12 protein-coding genes are annotated in these 13,386 nt (G+C 61.7%); 3 read left to right on the top strand and 9 right to left on the bottom strand.

Annotated elements, in window-relative coordinates; all coding sequences use genetic code 11:
- Window positions 1–149: 149 nt before the first annotated feature.
- Together ACP7D9_RS07110 and ACP7D9_RS07105 are read right to left on the bottom strand one after the other, a co-directional pair.
- Window positions 150–1,013, bottom strand: coding sequence for a LysR family transcriptional regulator (locus tag ACP7D9_RS07110; RefSeq protein ID WP_312999728.1), 864 nt, complete (start codon window positions 1,011–1,013; stop codon window positions 150–152).
- A gap of 16 nt (window positions 1,014–1,029) precedes the next feature.
- Window positions 1,030–3,285, bottom strand: coding sequence for a heavy metal translocating P-type ATPase (locus ACP7D9_RS07105; RefSeq protein WP_426156405.1), 2,256 nt, complete (start codon window positions 3,283–3,285; stop codon window positions 1,030–1,032).
- 85 nt (window positions 3,286–3,370) lie between these two features.
- Between ACP7D9_RS07105 and cadR the strand changes: the two genes are divergently transcribed.
- Window positions 3,371–3,820: a Cd(II)/Pb(II)-responsive transcriptional regulator gene (cadR, locus tag ACP7D9_RS07100; protein WP_093097372.1), complete on the top strand. Its 450-nt coding sequence runs from the start codon at window positions 3,371–3,373 to the stop codon at window positions 3,818–3,820.
- Window positions 3,821–3,946: 126 nt separating this feature from the next.
- Here cadR and ACP7D9_RS07095 read toward each other — a convergent pair whose 3' ends face one another.
- The 3 genes from ACP7D9_RS07095 to ACP7D9_RS07085 form a co-directional block, all read right to left on the bottom strand.
- A complete protein-coding gene (locus tag ACP7D9_RS07095) occupies window positions 3,947–4,918 on the bottom strand; it encodes a thymidylate synthase (RefSeq protein ID WP_016772684.1) in 972 nt (323 codons plus the stop codon).
- 50 nt (window positions 4,919–4,968) lie between these two features.
- Entirely contained in the window at window positions 4,969–5,784 is an 816-nt protein-coding gene (gene lgt / locus ACP7D9_RS07090) for a prolipoprotein diacylglyceryl transferase (RefSeq protein ID WP_101161410.1), read from the bottom strand.
- A 70-nt stretch (window positions 5,785–5,854) separates the two neighbouring features.
- Window positions 5,855–6,637: a sulfite exporter TauE/SafE family protein gene (locus ACP7D9_RS07085; protein WP_101161412.1), complete on the bottom strand. Its 783-nt coding sequence runs from the start codon at window positions 6,635–6,637 to the stop codon at window positions 5,855–5,857.
- Between the two features lie 130 nt (window positions 6,638–6,767).
- Between ACP7D9_RS07085 and ACP7D9_RS07080 the strand changes: the two genes are divergently transcribed.
- Window positions 6,768–7,514: an NRDE family protein gene (locus ACP7D9_RS07080; protein ID WP_312999733.1), complete on the top strand. Its 747-nt coding sequence runs from the start codon at window positions 6,768–6,770 to the stop codon at window positions 7,512–7,514.
- A 124-nt stretch (window positions 7,515–7,638) separates the two neighbouring features.
- Here the strand turns inward: ACP7D9_RS07080 and ptsP are convergent, their stop codons facing one another.
- Both ptsP and ACP7D9_RS07070 read right to left on the bottom strand, forming a co-directional pair.
- Window positions 7,639–9,918 (bottom strand): phosphoenolpyruvate--protein phosphotransferase, encoded by a 2,280-nt coding sequence (gene ptsP / locus ACP7D9_RS07075; RefSeq protein WP_426156401.1) that lies wholly within the window; start codon window positions 9,916–9,918, stop codon window positions 7,639–7,641.
- Between the two features lie 22 nt (window positions 9,919–9,940).
- Window positions 9,941–10,420, bottom strand: coding sequence for an RNA pyrophosphohydrolase (locus ACP7D9_RS07070; RefSeq protein ID WP_003229203.1), 480 nt, complete (start codon window positions 10,418–10,420; stop codon window positions 9,941–9,943).
- A gap of 143 nt (window positions 10,421–10,563) precedes the next feature.
- On the opposite strand from ACP7D9_RS07070, the gene ACP7D9_RS07065 reads away from it, so the two are divergent.
- Window positions 10,564–11,220 (top strand): HAD family hydrolase, encoded by a 657-nt coding sequence (locus tag ACP7D9_RS07065; protein ID WP_426156398.1) that lies wholly within the window; start codon window positions 10,564–10,566, stop codon window positions 11,218–11,220.
- Between the two features lie 115 nt (window positions 11,221–11,335).
- Here ACP7D9_RS07065 and ACP7D9_RS07060 read toward each other — a convergent pair whose 3' ends face one another.
- Window positions 11,336–11,749 (bottom strand): DUF2269 family protein, encoded by a 414-nt coding sequence (locus ACP7D9_RS07060; protein WP_101161420.1) that lies wholly within the window; start codon window positions 11,747–11,749, stop codon window positions 11,336–11,338.
- Between the two features lie 41 nt (window positions 11,750–11,790).
- On the bottom strand, window positions 11,791–13,305 hold the full coding sequence (ilvA, locus tag ACP7D9_RS07055) for a threonine ammonia-lyase, biosynthetic (RefSeq protein ID WP_101161421.1): 1,515 nt from the start codon (window positions 13,303–13,305) through the stop codon (window positions 11,791–11,793).
- Between the last annotated feature and the right edge of the window lie 81 nt (window positions 13,306–13,386).

Genomic DNA, 13,386 nt, shown 5'->3' with positions numbered 1-13,386 from the left:
ATAGTGACATTCGGGGATTTTGGTTCAGCGCCAATCAACAGAGCATTCCCACGCGGAGCGTGGGAATGCCTCAACGGACGCTCCGCGTTCGGCTTTTGGGACGCAGAGCGTCCCGGGCTGCATTCCCACGCGGAGCGTGGGAACGATCATTATGCGGGGGACATTTCCTGCGCCAGGCCAAGAAATGCCGCCGGCAACCGCGCGCCTTTGCGCTCTTTCAGGCAATACAGATACTCGGGAATCTGCGGCGCATTCTCGATGCTCAGCACGCGCAGCTGCGGATCGTGCGGCACTTCCTGGCGAGCGATGATGCTGATGCCGATGTTGCGCAGCACCGCCTCGCGGATCGATTCGCGGCTGCCGATCTCCAGCAACGGCCCGAAGCTCACGCCGGCGCCGGCCAGCAACTCTTCGGTCAGCCTCCGCGTGGTCGAGCCGGACTCACGCATCAACAAGGTATGCCCGGCCAGCGCGGTCAACGCCACATGCGTCTGCGTCGCCAACGGGTGGTTGCGATGCACCGCCAGCACCAGCGGATCGGTGCCCAGCACGCGGCGAATCAGCCGCGCGTCATCCAGCAGCTGCGATGACGCGGCGATGTCCACCCGGTAATCCTCCAGCGCTTCGAGGACTTGCTGCGAGTTGCCGATCTCCACTGACACTTCCACCTGCGGCAAGCGTTCGCGAAAGGTCTTCACCAGATCGAGGATGTAATACGGCGCCGTCGCGGCGATGCGCAACGTGCCTTGCACCTGGCCGCTGTTGCGCAGAAAGAACTCGATGTCGGCCTCCTGCTGCAACAGCGTCTTGACCATCGGCAGCAGCCGCGCGCCTTCGTCGCTGACACTCAGACGCCGGCCGCCGCGGTAGAACAGCTCCACCGAATACTGGCTTTCCAGATTGCGGATCTGCGTGGTCACGGTCGGTTGGCTGAGGCCGAGTTTCTTCGCCGCCAGCGTGATGCTGCCCAGGCGGGCGACCATGTAAAACGCTTTCAGCTCGGCACTCAGCACAACCCACCCTCGTCACTTACTTGCGCAGCAGGCGCAAACCGTTGAACACCACCAGCAGGCTCACGCCCATGTCGGCGAACACTGCCATCCACATGGTGGCGAGCCCGGCGAAGGTTACCCCAAGAAAGATAGCCTTGATCACCAAGGCCAGGGCGATGTTCTGTTTCAGGATGCTGGCGGTATTGCGCGACAGGCTGATGAACGCCGGGATCTTGCGTAGATCGTCGTCCATCAGGGCAACATCGGCGGTTTCGATCGCGGTGTCGGTGCCGGCAGCGGCCATGGCAAAACCGATCTCGGCGCGAGCCAGTGCCGGCGCGTCATTGATGCCGTCGCCGACCATGCCGACCCGGTGGCCCTTTTTGTACAGATCTTCGATGGCTTGCAGTTTGTCGGTCGGCAACAGATCGCCTCGGGCTTCGTCGATACCGACCTGAGCGGCAATCGCTTGCGCGGTGTGCACGTTGTCGCCGGTGAGCATCAGGGTTTTCACCCCGAGTTCATGCAACTGACGAATCGCCTCGCGGCTGGTTTCCTTGACCGTGTCGGCCACCGCGAACAGCGCCAAGGGCCCTGCGCGGTCGAGCAGCAGCACCACTGATTTGCCCTGCTTCTCCAGGGCGAAGAGTTTTTCTTCCAGTTGCGGCGAGCACAGGCCCAGTTCTTCGACCAGACGATGGTTACCCAAGTGATAGGTCCGGCCGTCGATCTCGCCTTTGACGCCGCGCCCGCCGAGCGCTTCGAAGTTATCCACAATCGGCGCGGTGGAGTTTTTATCCACAGCGGCATTGGCGATGGCCAGCGATACCGGGTGATCAGAGCGCCCGGCCAAGGCGGCGGCGATGGCCGGCGCGGTGCTCTCGGCGGTCGCCTCCAGGCACAGGTAATCGGTCTGCACCGGTTTGCCGTGGGTGATCGTCCCGGTTTTATCCAGCGCCAGATAATCGAGCTTGAAACCGCCCTCCAGGTACACGCCGCCCTTGACCAGAATGCCTTTGCGCGCCGCCGCCGCGAGGCCGCTGACGATGGTCACCGGGGTGGAAATCACCAATGCGCACGGGCAGGCCACCACCAGCAGCACTAGTGCACGGTAGATCCAGTCGAACCACGCCGCGCCCATGAACAACGGGGGAATCACCGCAACGGCCAAGGCGAAGATGAACACCGCCGGGGTGTAGATTTTCGAGAACTGATCAACGAAGCGCTGAGTCGGCGCCCGTGCGCCCTGGGCCTGTTCAACGGCGTGAATGATCCGCGCCAGGGTCGAATTGTTCGCCGCTGCGGTCACCGTGTATTCCAGCGAGCCGGCCTGGTTGATGGTGCCAGTGAAGACTTTGTCGCCGACGGTTTTTTCCACCGGCAGGCTTTCACCGGTGATCGGCGCCTGATCGATGGTCGAGTTGCCGCTAACCACTTCGCCGTCCAGCGCAATGCGCTCGCCCGGTTTCACCCGCACACGGGCACCGAGTTCGACGCTTTTCACCTCCTGTTCGGACCAGCTTCCGTCCGCCTGCAACACCGTGGCTTGTTCCGGGGTCATCTGCATCAAGCCACTGATCGCATTGCGCGCGCGGTCCAGCGAGCGTGCTTCGATCAGTTCAGCAACGGTGAAGAGGAACATCACCATCGCCGCTTCCGGCCACTGGCCGATGAGGATCGCGCCGGTCACGGCGATGCTCATCAATGCGTTTATGTTGAGGTTGAAGTTCTTCAGGGCAATCCAGCCCTTTTTGTAGGTGCCGAGGCCGCCGCTGAGGATCGACACCAGCGCAACAATCGCCACCACCCAGTCGGGTGCGGCGCTGGTGAAGTGGATGACTTCGGCGCCCAGCGCGGTCAGGCCGGACAGCGCCAGCGGCCACCAGTGTTTTTTCACCGCAGCCGGGGCCGGCGCATCGACGCCCGCCTGCAGCGGCTCGGCGTGCATGCCGAGGGATTTAATCGCCTCGGTGATCGGCTCGGTACCCGGCAGGTTATGAGTTACGCCAAGTACGCGGTTGATCAGGTTGAATTCCAGCTGCTGGATGCCCGCCAGTTGGCCCAGTTTGTTCTGGATCAACGTCTGCTCGGTCGGGCAGTCCATCGCCTCGATGCGGAAACTGCTCAGGCGCGCATCGGCACTGGTCTTGTCACTCAGTTGCACCAAGGCAGGCGCTGCGGCTTTTGACGAGCAGCAGGAATCGCCGCCGTGCTCATGTTTGTGCACAGGCTGCAATTTATGGCTGTGGTCGTGGCCGTCGCCGGGCTTGTGAATATGTTGGGAATCGCTCATTGGTTGCGTCCATGAAGGTGCCTGTTGCCAAGTAAAGACCCTGTAGCCACTATAGGGTCAAGCAGCCTTTTTGGAGATGACTGTCATGAAGATCGGCGAACTGGCGAAACTCACCGACTGCGCCGTGGAAACCATCCGCTACTATGAGCGCGAAAACCTGCTGCCGGAACCGGCCCGCAGCGACGGCAACTACCGCGTCTACACCCAGGCCCACGCCGAGCGGCTGACTTTCATCCGCAACTGCCGCACCCTCGACATGACCCTCGAAGAAATACGCAGCCTGCTCGCCCTGCGCGACAGCCCGCAGGATCAGTGCGAGAGCGTCAACGCGCTGATCGACGAACACATCCAGCATGTGAAGGCGCGGATTGATGGGTTGATGGCGTTGCAGACACAACTGCTCGACCTGCGCCAACGCTGTGGCGAAGGGCCGGAGGCGGATCAATGCGGGATTTTGCAGCGCCTGGAAGTGAGTGGCGGGGTTGTGGCGACCGAGGTTGAGCATTCCCATGTGGGCCGTAGCCACGGCCATTAAACTGGCACGGCATTCAATGTGGGAGCGGGCTTGCTCGCGAAAGCAGCGTGTCAGTCGACATCATCGTTAACTGATACACCGCTTTCGCGAGCAAGCCCGCTCCCACAGAGTTTTGCGTATGGACTATCAGACCGCCATCGGCGCGGTCATCGGTGGATGGTGCTCGTAGCCTTCCAGCGAGAAATCGCTCGGTTCAACCAGTTCCAGCCATTCCGGCTGGTACACGCCAGTCTTGGCGAACTCCGGTACGCGATCAGAGATCTTCAGTTTCGGCATGGCGAACGGCTCGCGCTTGAGCTGTTCGTTGAGCATGTCCAGATGGTTCTCATAGACGTGCGCGTCACCGATGAAATAGGTGAACCAGCGCGGCGTGTAGCCGGTCAGGCGCCCGATCAGGCTCAGCAGCGCGGCGCCTTCGGTGAGGTTGAACGGCGTGCCCAGGCCCAGATCGTTGGAGCGGATGTAGAGAGTCAGGGAGATTTCCTTGGTCTCGACATTCGGGTGGAACTGATACAGCAGGTGGCACGGCGGCAGGGCCATTTCATCGAGTTGGGCGCAGTTCCAGCCGTGGAACAGAATGCGGCGGCTGCCCGGATCCTTGATGATCGTGTCGACGCACTGGCGCACCTGATCGATCGCCTTGTACAGCACGACGTAGGCCTGGCCGTCTTCTTCGCCCTGAGCGATCTGCTTGTAGCCATTGCTCAGGGTTTGTTCGATGGCGGCCGTATTGCTCAGCGGGATCTGCTTGTACGCCGGCCATTTACGCCACTGCACGCCGTAGATTTCGCCGAGGTCGTCGTCGCCCTGACGGAACGGGTTGGCCAGCCACTGCGCGTTTTCGTTGGCGTTCTGGTCCCAGACCTTGCAGCCCAGCGCGCGGAATTCAGCGGCATTGTTCACGCCACGCAGAAAGCCGCACATCTCGCCGATGGCCGATTTGAAGGCCATTTTGCGCGTGGTGATCGCCGGGAAGCCTTCCTGCAGATCGAAACGCAGCATCGCCCCCGGGAAACTGATGGTGTTGATGCCGGTGCGGTTGGCCTGCTTGGTGCCGTTCTGAATGACGTGCGAGACCAGTTCGAGATATTGCTTCATGAGTTACCTGTGTCCTTTGAGCCCCGGCGTTGCGCGCCGGGGTTCGTAGTTTATGCCGTCGGTGCGAGCGGCGCTGCCGGGGCGCGACGATAGGCCAGCCAGATCAGGAACAGCCCGCCGACGATCATCGGCACGCAGAGCACCTGGCCCATGGTCAGCCAGTTCCACGCCAGATAACCCAACTGGGCATCAGGCACGCGGACGAACTCGACGATGAAACGGAAGATGCCGTAGAACAGCGCGAACATGCCCGACACTGCCATGGTTGGCCGCGGTTTGCGCGAGAAGATCCACAGGATGAGGAACAGTGCCACGCCTTCGAGGGCGAACTGATACAGCTGCGAAGGGTGGCGCGGCAGTTGCGCCGGATCGCTGAACGGTGGGAACACCATCGCCCATGGCACGTCGGTGGCCTTGCCCCACAGCTCGGCGTTGATGAAGTTGCCGATACGCCCGGCGCCCAGGCCGATCGGCACCATCGGCGCGACGAAGTCCATCAACTGGAAGAACGACTTGCCATTGCGCTTGCCGAACCACAGGGCCGCGAGCATCACGCCGATGAAGCCGCCATGGAACGACATGCCGCCCTTCCACACTTCGAAAATCAGCGTCGGGTTGGCCAGATAAGCGCTCAGGTCGTAGAACAGCACGTAACCCAGACGGCCGCCGACGATCACGCCCATCGATAGCCAGAACACCAGGTCGGAGAGTTTCTCCTTGGTCCAGGTCGGGTCGAAACGATTGAGCCGGCGCGACGCCAACAGCCACGCGCCGCCGATGCCGATCAGGTACATCAGACCGTACCAGTGGATTTTCAGCGGACCGATGGCCAGGGCCACCGGGTCGATCTGCGGGTAAGGCAGCATTGCGACTCCTCGTAAGAGTGAAACCAAAATTCCCGGGCGACACTGCCACCACAGGATTAAGCCAGGATTTTTACAGCAGGAAGCTCAACCCGACGCTGAACAGCAAAGCGGCGAACAGCCGTTTCAGCAAACGCGGCGACAACCTGTGCGCCAGACGCGCGCCGAGACGGGCGAAAACCATGCTGGTCAGGGCAATGCCCAACAACGCCGGCAAATACACAAAACCGAGACTATGCGGTGGCAACAACGGATCGTGCCACCCCAGAATCATGAAACTTGCCGCACTGGCCAAAGCGATCGGCAGACCACACGCCGACGACGTCGCCACAGCCTGCTGCATTGGCACGCTGCGCCAGGTCAGAAACGGCACGGTCAGCGAGCCGCCACCAATGCCGAAGATCGCCGAGGCCCAGCCAATCACCGTGCCAGCGGCAGTCAGACCGAGCTTGCCCGGTACCGTTCGACTGGCCTTGGGTTTGACATCCAGCGCCAGTTGCACGGCAATCACCAGAGCGAATACGCCGATGATTTTTTGCAGGTTCGGCCCGGAGATCGCCTCTGCCGTCAGCGCGCCGAAACCGGCGCCGAGCAGAATACCCAAGGTCATCCAGCGAAAAATCGCCCAGCGCACTGCGCCGCGACGGTGATGTTCACGCACGGCGTTGACCGAGGTGAATATGATCGTCGCCAGCGACGTCCCCACCGCCAGATGCGTGAGGATCGACTGATCGAAACCTTGCAGGGTGAAACTGAACACCAGCACCGGGACGATGATGATCCCGCCGCCAACGCCAAACAGCCCGGCGAGCACGCCCGCACAGGCGCCGAGCGCCAGGTAGAGCAGAAATTCCATGACCGTCTCCAGCACGCGTCGGCAAAACAGGAGCGGCATGTTAACGGATGCGCAGCCTTCTGCTCCACTGGCGATGGATGCACGGACGCCGGATGCGTAGAGTGGGCAAAAAACACACAAGGACCACCTTATGTGCCTGATCGTTTTCGCCTGGCGCCCGGGCCATGCCCAGCCGCTGATCGTCGCGGCCAACCGCGACGAATTCTACGCCCGCCCCAGCCTGCCATTGGCGCCATGGCCCGAGGCGCCGCATGTGCATGCCGGGCGCGATCTTGAAGCTGGCGGCACCTGGCTTGGGATCGGCGCCAACGCGCGCTTCGCTGCGCTGACCAATATCCGCGATCCGCAGCAGCCGCCCGCAACCAAATCCCGTGGCGAACTGGTGGCGCGTTTTCTCACGGGTAATCTGTCGATTGATGATTATTTGAGCGATGTGGTGGGCCGTGCAGCGGAATATGCCGGGTTCAATCTTCTGCTGGGCAATGCCCATGAGTTGTGGCATTTCAATGCGAGAGCGTCGGAGGCGGTGATGCTGCAACCGGGGATCTATGGATTATCCAACGCGGGGCTTGATACGCCGTGGCCGAAACTGCTCAAGGCCAAGGCTGCGTTGAATGCGGTACTGGATGATCCACAGCCTGAGCGGTTGCTGGCCTTGCTGAGCGATGCGCAGACCGCACCCGAGGCCGAGTTGCCGGATACCGGGGTGGGCCTGGCAACGGAAGCGTTGTTGTCGAGTGTGTTCATTGCCAGCCAGAGTTATGGCACGCGGGCGAGTACAGCGTTGATCGTGCAGGCAGACGGGACGCGGCGAATGGTGGAGCGCAGCTTTGGGCCGTATGGCGGGCATTTGGGCGAGGTGGAAGTTACCCTTTAGCGGCGTTTGAACTGACGTATTCGCGAGCAAGCCCGCTCCCACATTCGGCCGCGTTGTAGAACTCGGTCAAATGTGGGAGCGGGCTTGCTCCGGGCGGCGTTCCGACGAAGAGGCCCTCAAGGTTCTAGAGAGCCTGGGTGACGACCGGGGAATTCATCTTCGCCAGGCCAAGATTCTTCAGCGCCAGTTGCAGCGAGCTGTGGATAACTTGCGGGTTATCGATCTTCATCAGTTCCGCCAGCATCTCCTGAGCCTTGCTCAGGTTCACCTGGCGCAGCATCCACTTCACCTTCGGCAGGTTGGTGGCGTTCATCGACAGGCTGTCGAAACCCATCGCCATCAACAGCACTGCCGCCGCCGGATCACCGGCCATCTCGCCGCAGATGCTCACCGGTTTGCCTTCGGCGTGCGCATCGGTGACCACGGTTTGCAGGGCTTGCAGCACCGCCGGGTGCAGATAGTCGTAGAGATCGGCCACACGCGGGTTGTTGCGGTCTACCGCCAGCAGATACTGAGTCAGGTCGTTGGAGCCGACCGAGAGGAAGTCGACCATCCGCGCCAGCTCTTTGGTCTGGTACACCGCGGCCGGGATTTCAATCATCACGCCGATCGGCGGCATCGGCACGTCGGTGCCTTCGTCGCGCACCTCGCCCCAGGCGCGGTGGATCAGGTGCAGGGCTTCTTCGAGTTCGTGGGTGCCGGAGATCATCGGCAGCAGAATCCGCAGGTTGTTCAGGCCTTCGCTGGCCTTGAGCATCGCACGGGTCTGCACCAGGAAGATTTCCGGGTGGTCGAGGGTAACGCGAATACCGCGCCAGCCGAGGAACGGGTTGTCTTCCTTGATCGGGAAGTACGACAGCGACTTGTCACCGCCGATGTCGAGGCTGCGCATGGTCACCGGTTGCGGGTGGAACGCGGCGAGCTGTTCGCGGTAGATCGCCAGTTGTTCCTTCTCGCTCGGGAAGCGCTGGTTGATCATGAACGGCACTTCGGTGCGGTACAGGCCGACCCCTTCGGCGCCACGCTTCTGCGCCCGCGCCACATCGGCGAGCAGACCGGTGTTGACCCACAGCGGCATGCGGTGGCCATCAAGGGTCACGCACGGCAGGTCGCGCAGGGTGTCGAGGCCCAGCGCCAGTTGTTTCTCTTCTTCGACGACTTCAGCGAACTGCTTGCGCAGCACTTCGCTCGGGTTGGTGTAGACCTCGCCGCGGGTGCCGTCGACGATCATTTCGATACCGTCGACCTTGGCGTACGGCAGGTCGACCAGACCCATCACGGTCGGAATGCCCATGGCCCGGGCGAGAATCGCGACGTGGGAGTTACCCGAACCGAGCACCGAAACCAGACCGACCAGCGTGCCTTCCGGCACCTCGCCGAGCATCGCCGGCGTCAGCTCTTCGCTGACCAGAATGGTTTTTTCCGGGTAGACCAGATTCTGCTGACGCTCTTCCTGCAGATAGGCGAGCAGACGGCGACCCAGGTCTTTGACATCCGAGGCGCGCTCACGCAGGTAGGCGTCGTCCATCAGTTCGAAACGGTTCACGTGCTCAGTGACCACTTGACGCAGCGCGCCTTGCGCCCACTGGCCGGTCTTGATCACGGTGGTGATTTCGCTGCCCAGCGAGGCATCGTCGAGCATCATCAAGTAAACGTCGAACAGCGCGCGCTCTTCCGGGCGCAGTTGGGTCGCCAGTTTGGCGGACAACGCGCGCATGTCGGCGCGCACGCCTTCGATGGCGGTCTTGAACAGCGCCAGTTCAGCGTCGATGTCAGTGATGGTCTTGTCCGGCACCACGTCCAGATCCGCCGGTGGCAGCATGACTACGGCGGTACCGACGGCAGCACCGGGCGAACCCGGCACGCCGACGAATTTGGCTTCCTGAATGCCCTTGCCCTGCCGGCCCAGGCCACGGATCGAGCCGGTGGCCTCGGCGTGGGCAATAACGCCGGCGAGCTGCGCGCTCATGGTCACGAGGAAGGCTTCTTCGCCTTCGTCAAACTGACGACGTTCTTTTTGCTGAATGACCAACACGCCGACGACGCGGCGGTGGTGAATGATCGGTGCACCGAGGAACGAGGCGTAACGCTCTTCACCGGTTTCAGCGAAGTAGCGGTAACGAGGGTGAACCGAAGCGTTTTCCAGGTTCAGGGGTTCTTCACGCGTGCCGACCAGACCGACCAGACCCTCGTTGGGGGCCATGCTGACCTTGCCGATCGAGCGCTTGTTCAAGCCCTCGGTGGCCATCAGGACGAAGCGATTGGTTTCCGGATCAAGCAGGTAGACCGAGCAGACCTGGCTGCCCATGGCCTCTTTGACGCGCAACACAATAATCCCCAACGCCGCCTTGAGATCCTTGGCGGAGTTAACTTCCTGGACGATCTTGCGCAGCGTATTGAGCATGGCTCGGGGTCGAACTCCGTCGTCAGTCGCGCGCTAAAAGGCGCGGGGCAAGCTCTTTGAGAGCGCGTCGATACACCTCGCGCTTGAATGTCACCACCTGGCCCAACGGATACCAATAACTGACCCAGCGCCAGCCATCGAACTCCGGTTTACCGGTCAAATCCATCCGCACCCTCTGCTCGTTGGAGATCAGGCGCAGGAGAAACCATTTCTGTTTCTGGCCGATGCACAGCGGTTGGCTGTGGGTACGCACCAGGCGTTGCGGCAAACGATAGCGCAACCAGCCTCGGGTACAGGCCAGTATTTCAACATCTTCACGTTCCAGGCCAACTTCTTCGTTCAGCTCGCGGTACAAGGCGTCTTCCGGCGTCTCCTCGGGGTTGATTCCCCCTTGCGGAAACTGCCAGGCGTCCTGATTGATACGGCGAGCCCATAGCACCTGGCCGGCGTCATTCGTCAGAATGATCCCGACATTGGGGCGGAAACCATCGGGGTCGATCACGGCAACAACCTCGCAAACGCATGTCGCCGCATTGTTCCACAAAGCTTGAGCAGGCGGCAACGAAGGTTCCTACCTTATGTGCACTCTTGTGAAAAGACCGTATTCTTGTCGCCTTTTTACTGACTTTTCAGCGGGTAACTGCAATGCGCCTGGCTCTATTCGATTTGGACAACACCCTTCTGGGCGGCGACAGCGATCACGCCTGGGGCGACTATCTGTGCGAGCGCGGCTTCCTCGACCCGATCGCCTACAAGGCGCGCAACGACGAGTTCTATCAGGATTACCTGGCCGGCAAGCTGGACAACGCTGCCTACCTGAATTTCTGCCTGGAGATCCTCGGCCGCACCGAAATGGCCGTGCTCGACGCCTGGCACAGCGATTACATGCGCGACTGCATCGAGCCGATCGTGCTGCCCAAGGCACTTGAGCTTCTGAAAAAACACCGCGACGCCGGCGACAAACTGGTGATCATCACCGCCACCAACCGCTTCGTCACCGCGCCGATCGCCGTGCGCCTGGGCGTGGAAACCCTGATCGCCACCGAGTGCGAAATGGTCGATGGCCGCTACAGCGGGCGCAGCACCGACATTCCGTGTTTCCGTGAAGGCAAGGTGACGCGCCTGAATCGCTGGCTGGAAGAGACCGGGTATTCGCTTGAGGGCAGCTATTTCTACAGCGATTCGATGAATGATCTGCCGTTGCTGGAGCAGGTGGCGAATCCGGTGGCGGTTGATCCGGACCCGAATCTGCGCGCCGAGGCCGAGAAGCGTGGTTGGCCGGTGATCAGTCTTCGCGGCTGAAATGGCCATCGCTGGCAAGCCAGCTCCCACAGGTTTTTCGGGTGGTCACACAATCTGTGTTCACTGAAAATCCTTGTGGGACCTGCCAGCGATAGGGGCGACCCGGTCTCAAGCCCTAAACAGGCTTGGCCCCCATCAACGCCGCAATGGCCAGAAATCCAACACCGCTGACTATCGCCAGTGCCAGACTGAATGTGCGGCTACCCACTCCGGTAGTCCATAGCCGATCCAGCCGAACCAGCAGCCAGACTGCACTGAACGTGGCCACGGCATAGATCACGCTGGAGCCCAGAATCCACAATTGCCCCAATGGCCAGCCGATCAGGTGCACCAGCCACCAGCCGGTGAACGGCATGCTGAGTATGCCGATCAGCATCAGACACCAGATGAACAGCCAGGGCCGCCGCATCGTACTGGCAGGCCCTTCGCTGCGGTTACGCCAGGTCAGGGCGGCGAGCCCCAGCCCGCTCGCGAGGATGACCACGGTCGCCGCGACGTGAAGGACTTTCAGGGTGGTCAGGGTTTCCATGTCGTTCCCATTCGTAATTCCATGCACATCAGCGTAGTCGCTCAGCCGAGAAACAGCTGATAGGCCGGGTTGTCGCTTTCATCCCAGTACGGGTAGCCGATTTGCGCCAGCGCAGCCGGCACCAGGTGGCGCTCGTCGTGGGGCACTTGCAGGCCGGCGACTACACGGCCGTCCGCCGCGCCATGGTTACGATAGTGGAACATCGAGATGTTCCAGCGCCCGCCCAGCTTGCTGAGGAAGTTGAACAGCGCGCCCGGCCGTTCCGGAAATTCGAAACGCAGCACCACTTCATCGACCACTTGCGCGGCGCGGCCGCCGACCATGTGGCGAATGTGCAACTTGGCCAGTTCGTTGTCGGTCAGGTCGACCACCGGAAAACCTTGCTCGGTCAGGCTCGCCAGCAGTGCGCTGCGCGGGTCGTTGTCCGGGTGGGTCTGCACGCCAACGAAAATGTGCGCTTCGCTGCCGGTGTTGTAGCGGTAATTGAATTCGGTGATCTGGCGCTTGCCGATGGCTTCGCAGAAGGCCTTGAAGCTGCCGGCCTGCTCGGGAATGGTCACGGCGATGATCGCCTCGCGACCTTCGCCAAGCTCGGCGCGTTCGGCGACATGGCGCAAGCGGTCGAAATTGACGTTGGCGCCGGAGTCGATGGCGACGAAAGTCTGGCCGCTGACACCGCGCTGCTCAACGTATTTCTTGATCCCGGCCACGCCCAGGGCGCCGGCAGGTTCGGTGATCGAGCGGGTATCGTCGTAGATATCCTTGATCGCCGCACAAATTTCATCGGTGCTGACGGTGATCACTTCATCGACATGATCCTTGCAGATTTCAAAGGTGTACTGGCCAATCTGCGCCACCGCCACGCCGTCGGCAAAGATGCCCACGGTCGGCAGAACCACGCGCTCGCCCGCCGCCATTGCCGCTTGCAGGCAATTGGAATCGTCCGGCTCGACACCGATGACCTTGATGTCCGGGCGCAGGTATTTCACGTACGCGGCGATCCCGGCGATCAGGCCGCCACCGCCGACCGGGACGAAAATCGCGTCCAGCGGCTGCGGGTGCTGACGGAGGATTTCCATGGCCACGGTGCCCTGCCCGGCAATGGTGTGCGGATCGTCGTAGGGATGAATGTAGACGTAGCCTTTCTCATCGACCAGTTTCAGCGAGTAGGCCAGCGCTTCCGGGAACGAGTCACCGTGCAGCACGACTTTACCGCCGCGCGAACGCACGCCTTCGACCTTGATTTCCGGGGTTGTCTTGGGCATGACGATGGTGGCTTTGACACCCAGCACTTTCGCCGCCAGCGCCAGGCCCTGCGCATGGTTGCCCGCCGAGGCGGTGACCACGCCACGGGCGCGCTCTTCGTCGCTCAGTTGCGTCAGCTTGTTGTAGGCCCCGCGAATCTTGAAGGAGAACACTGGCTGCAAGTCTTCGCGCTTGAGCCAGATGTCATTGCCCAGCCGCTCGGAGAGCTGACGGGCGTTGTGCAGCGGGGTTTCTACGGCAACGTCATAAACGCGCGAGGTGAGGATCTTTTTGACGTACTGTTCAAGCATCGGAAAGCATCACTGAGCGGTTGGGCGGGACCCGGGAGTCTAACCCGGCTTTTGCCGATGCGACCACACGAATCCAGAGGT

The organism is Pseudomonas sp. TSRC2-2 (assembly GCF_049897785.1).
Lineage (GTDB): Bacteria > Pseudomonadota > Gammaproteobacteria > Pseudomonadales > Pseudomonadaceae > Aquipseudomonas.
This window is presented reverse-complemented; position numbering and strand designations above follow the sequence as displayed.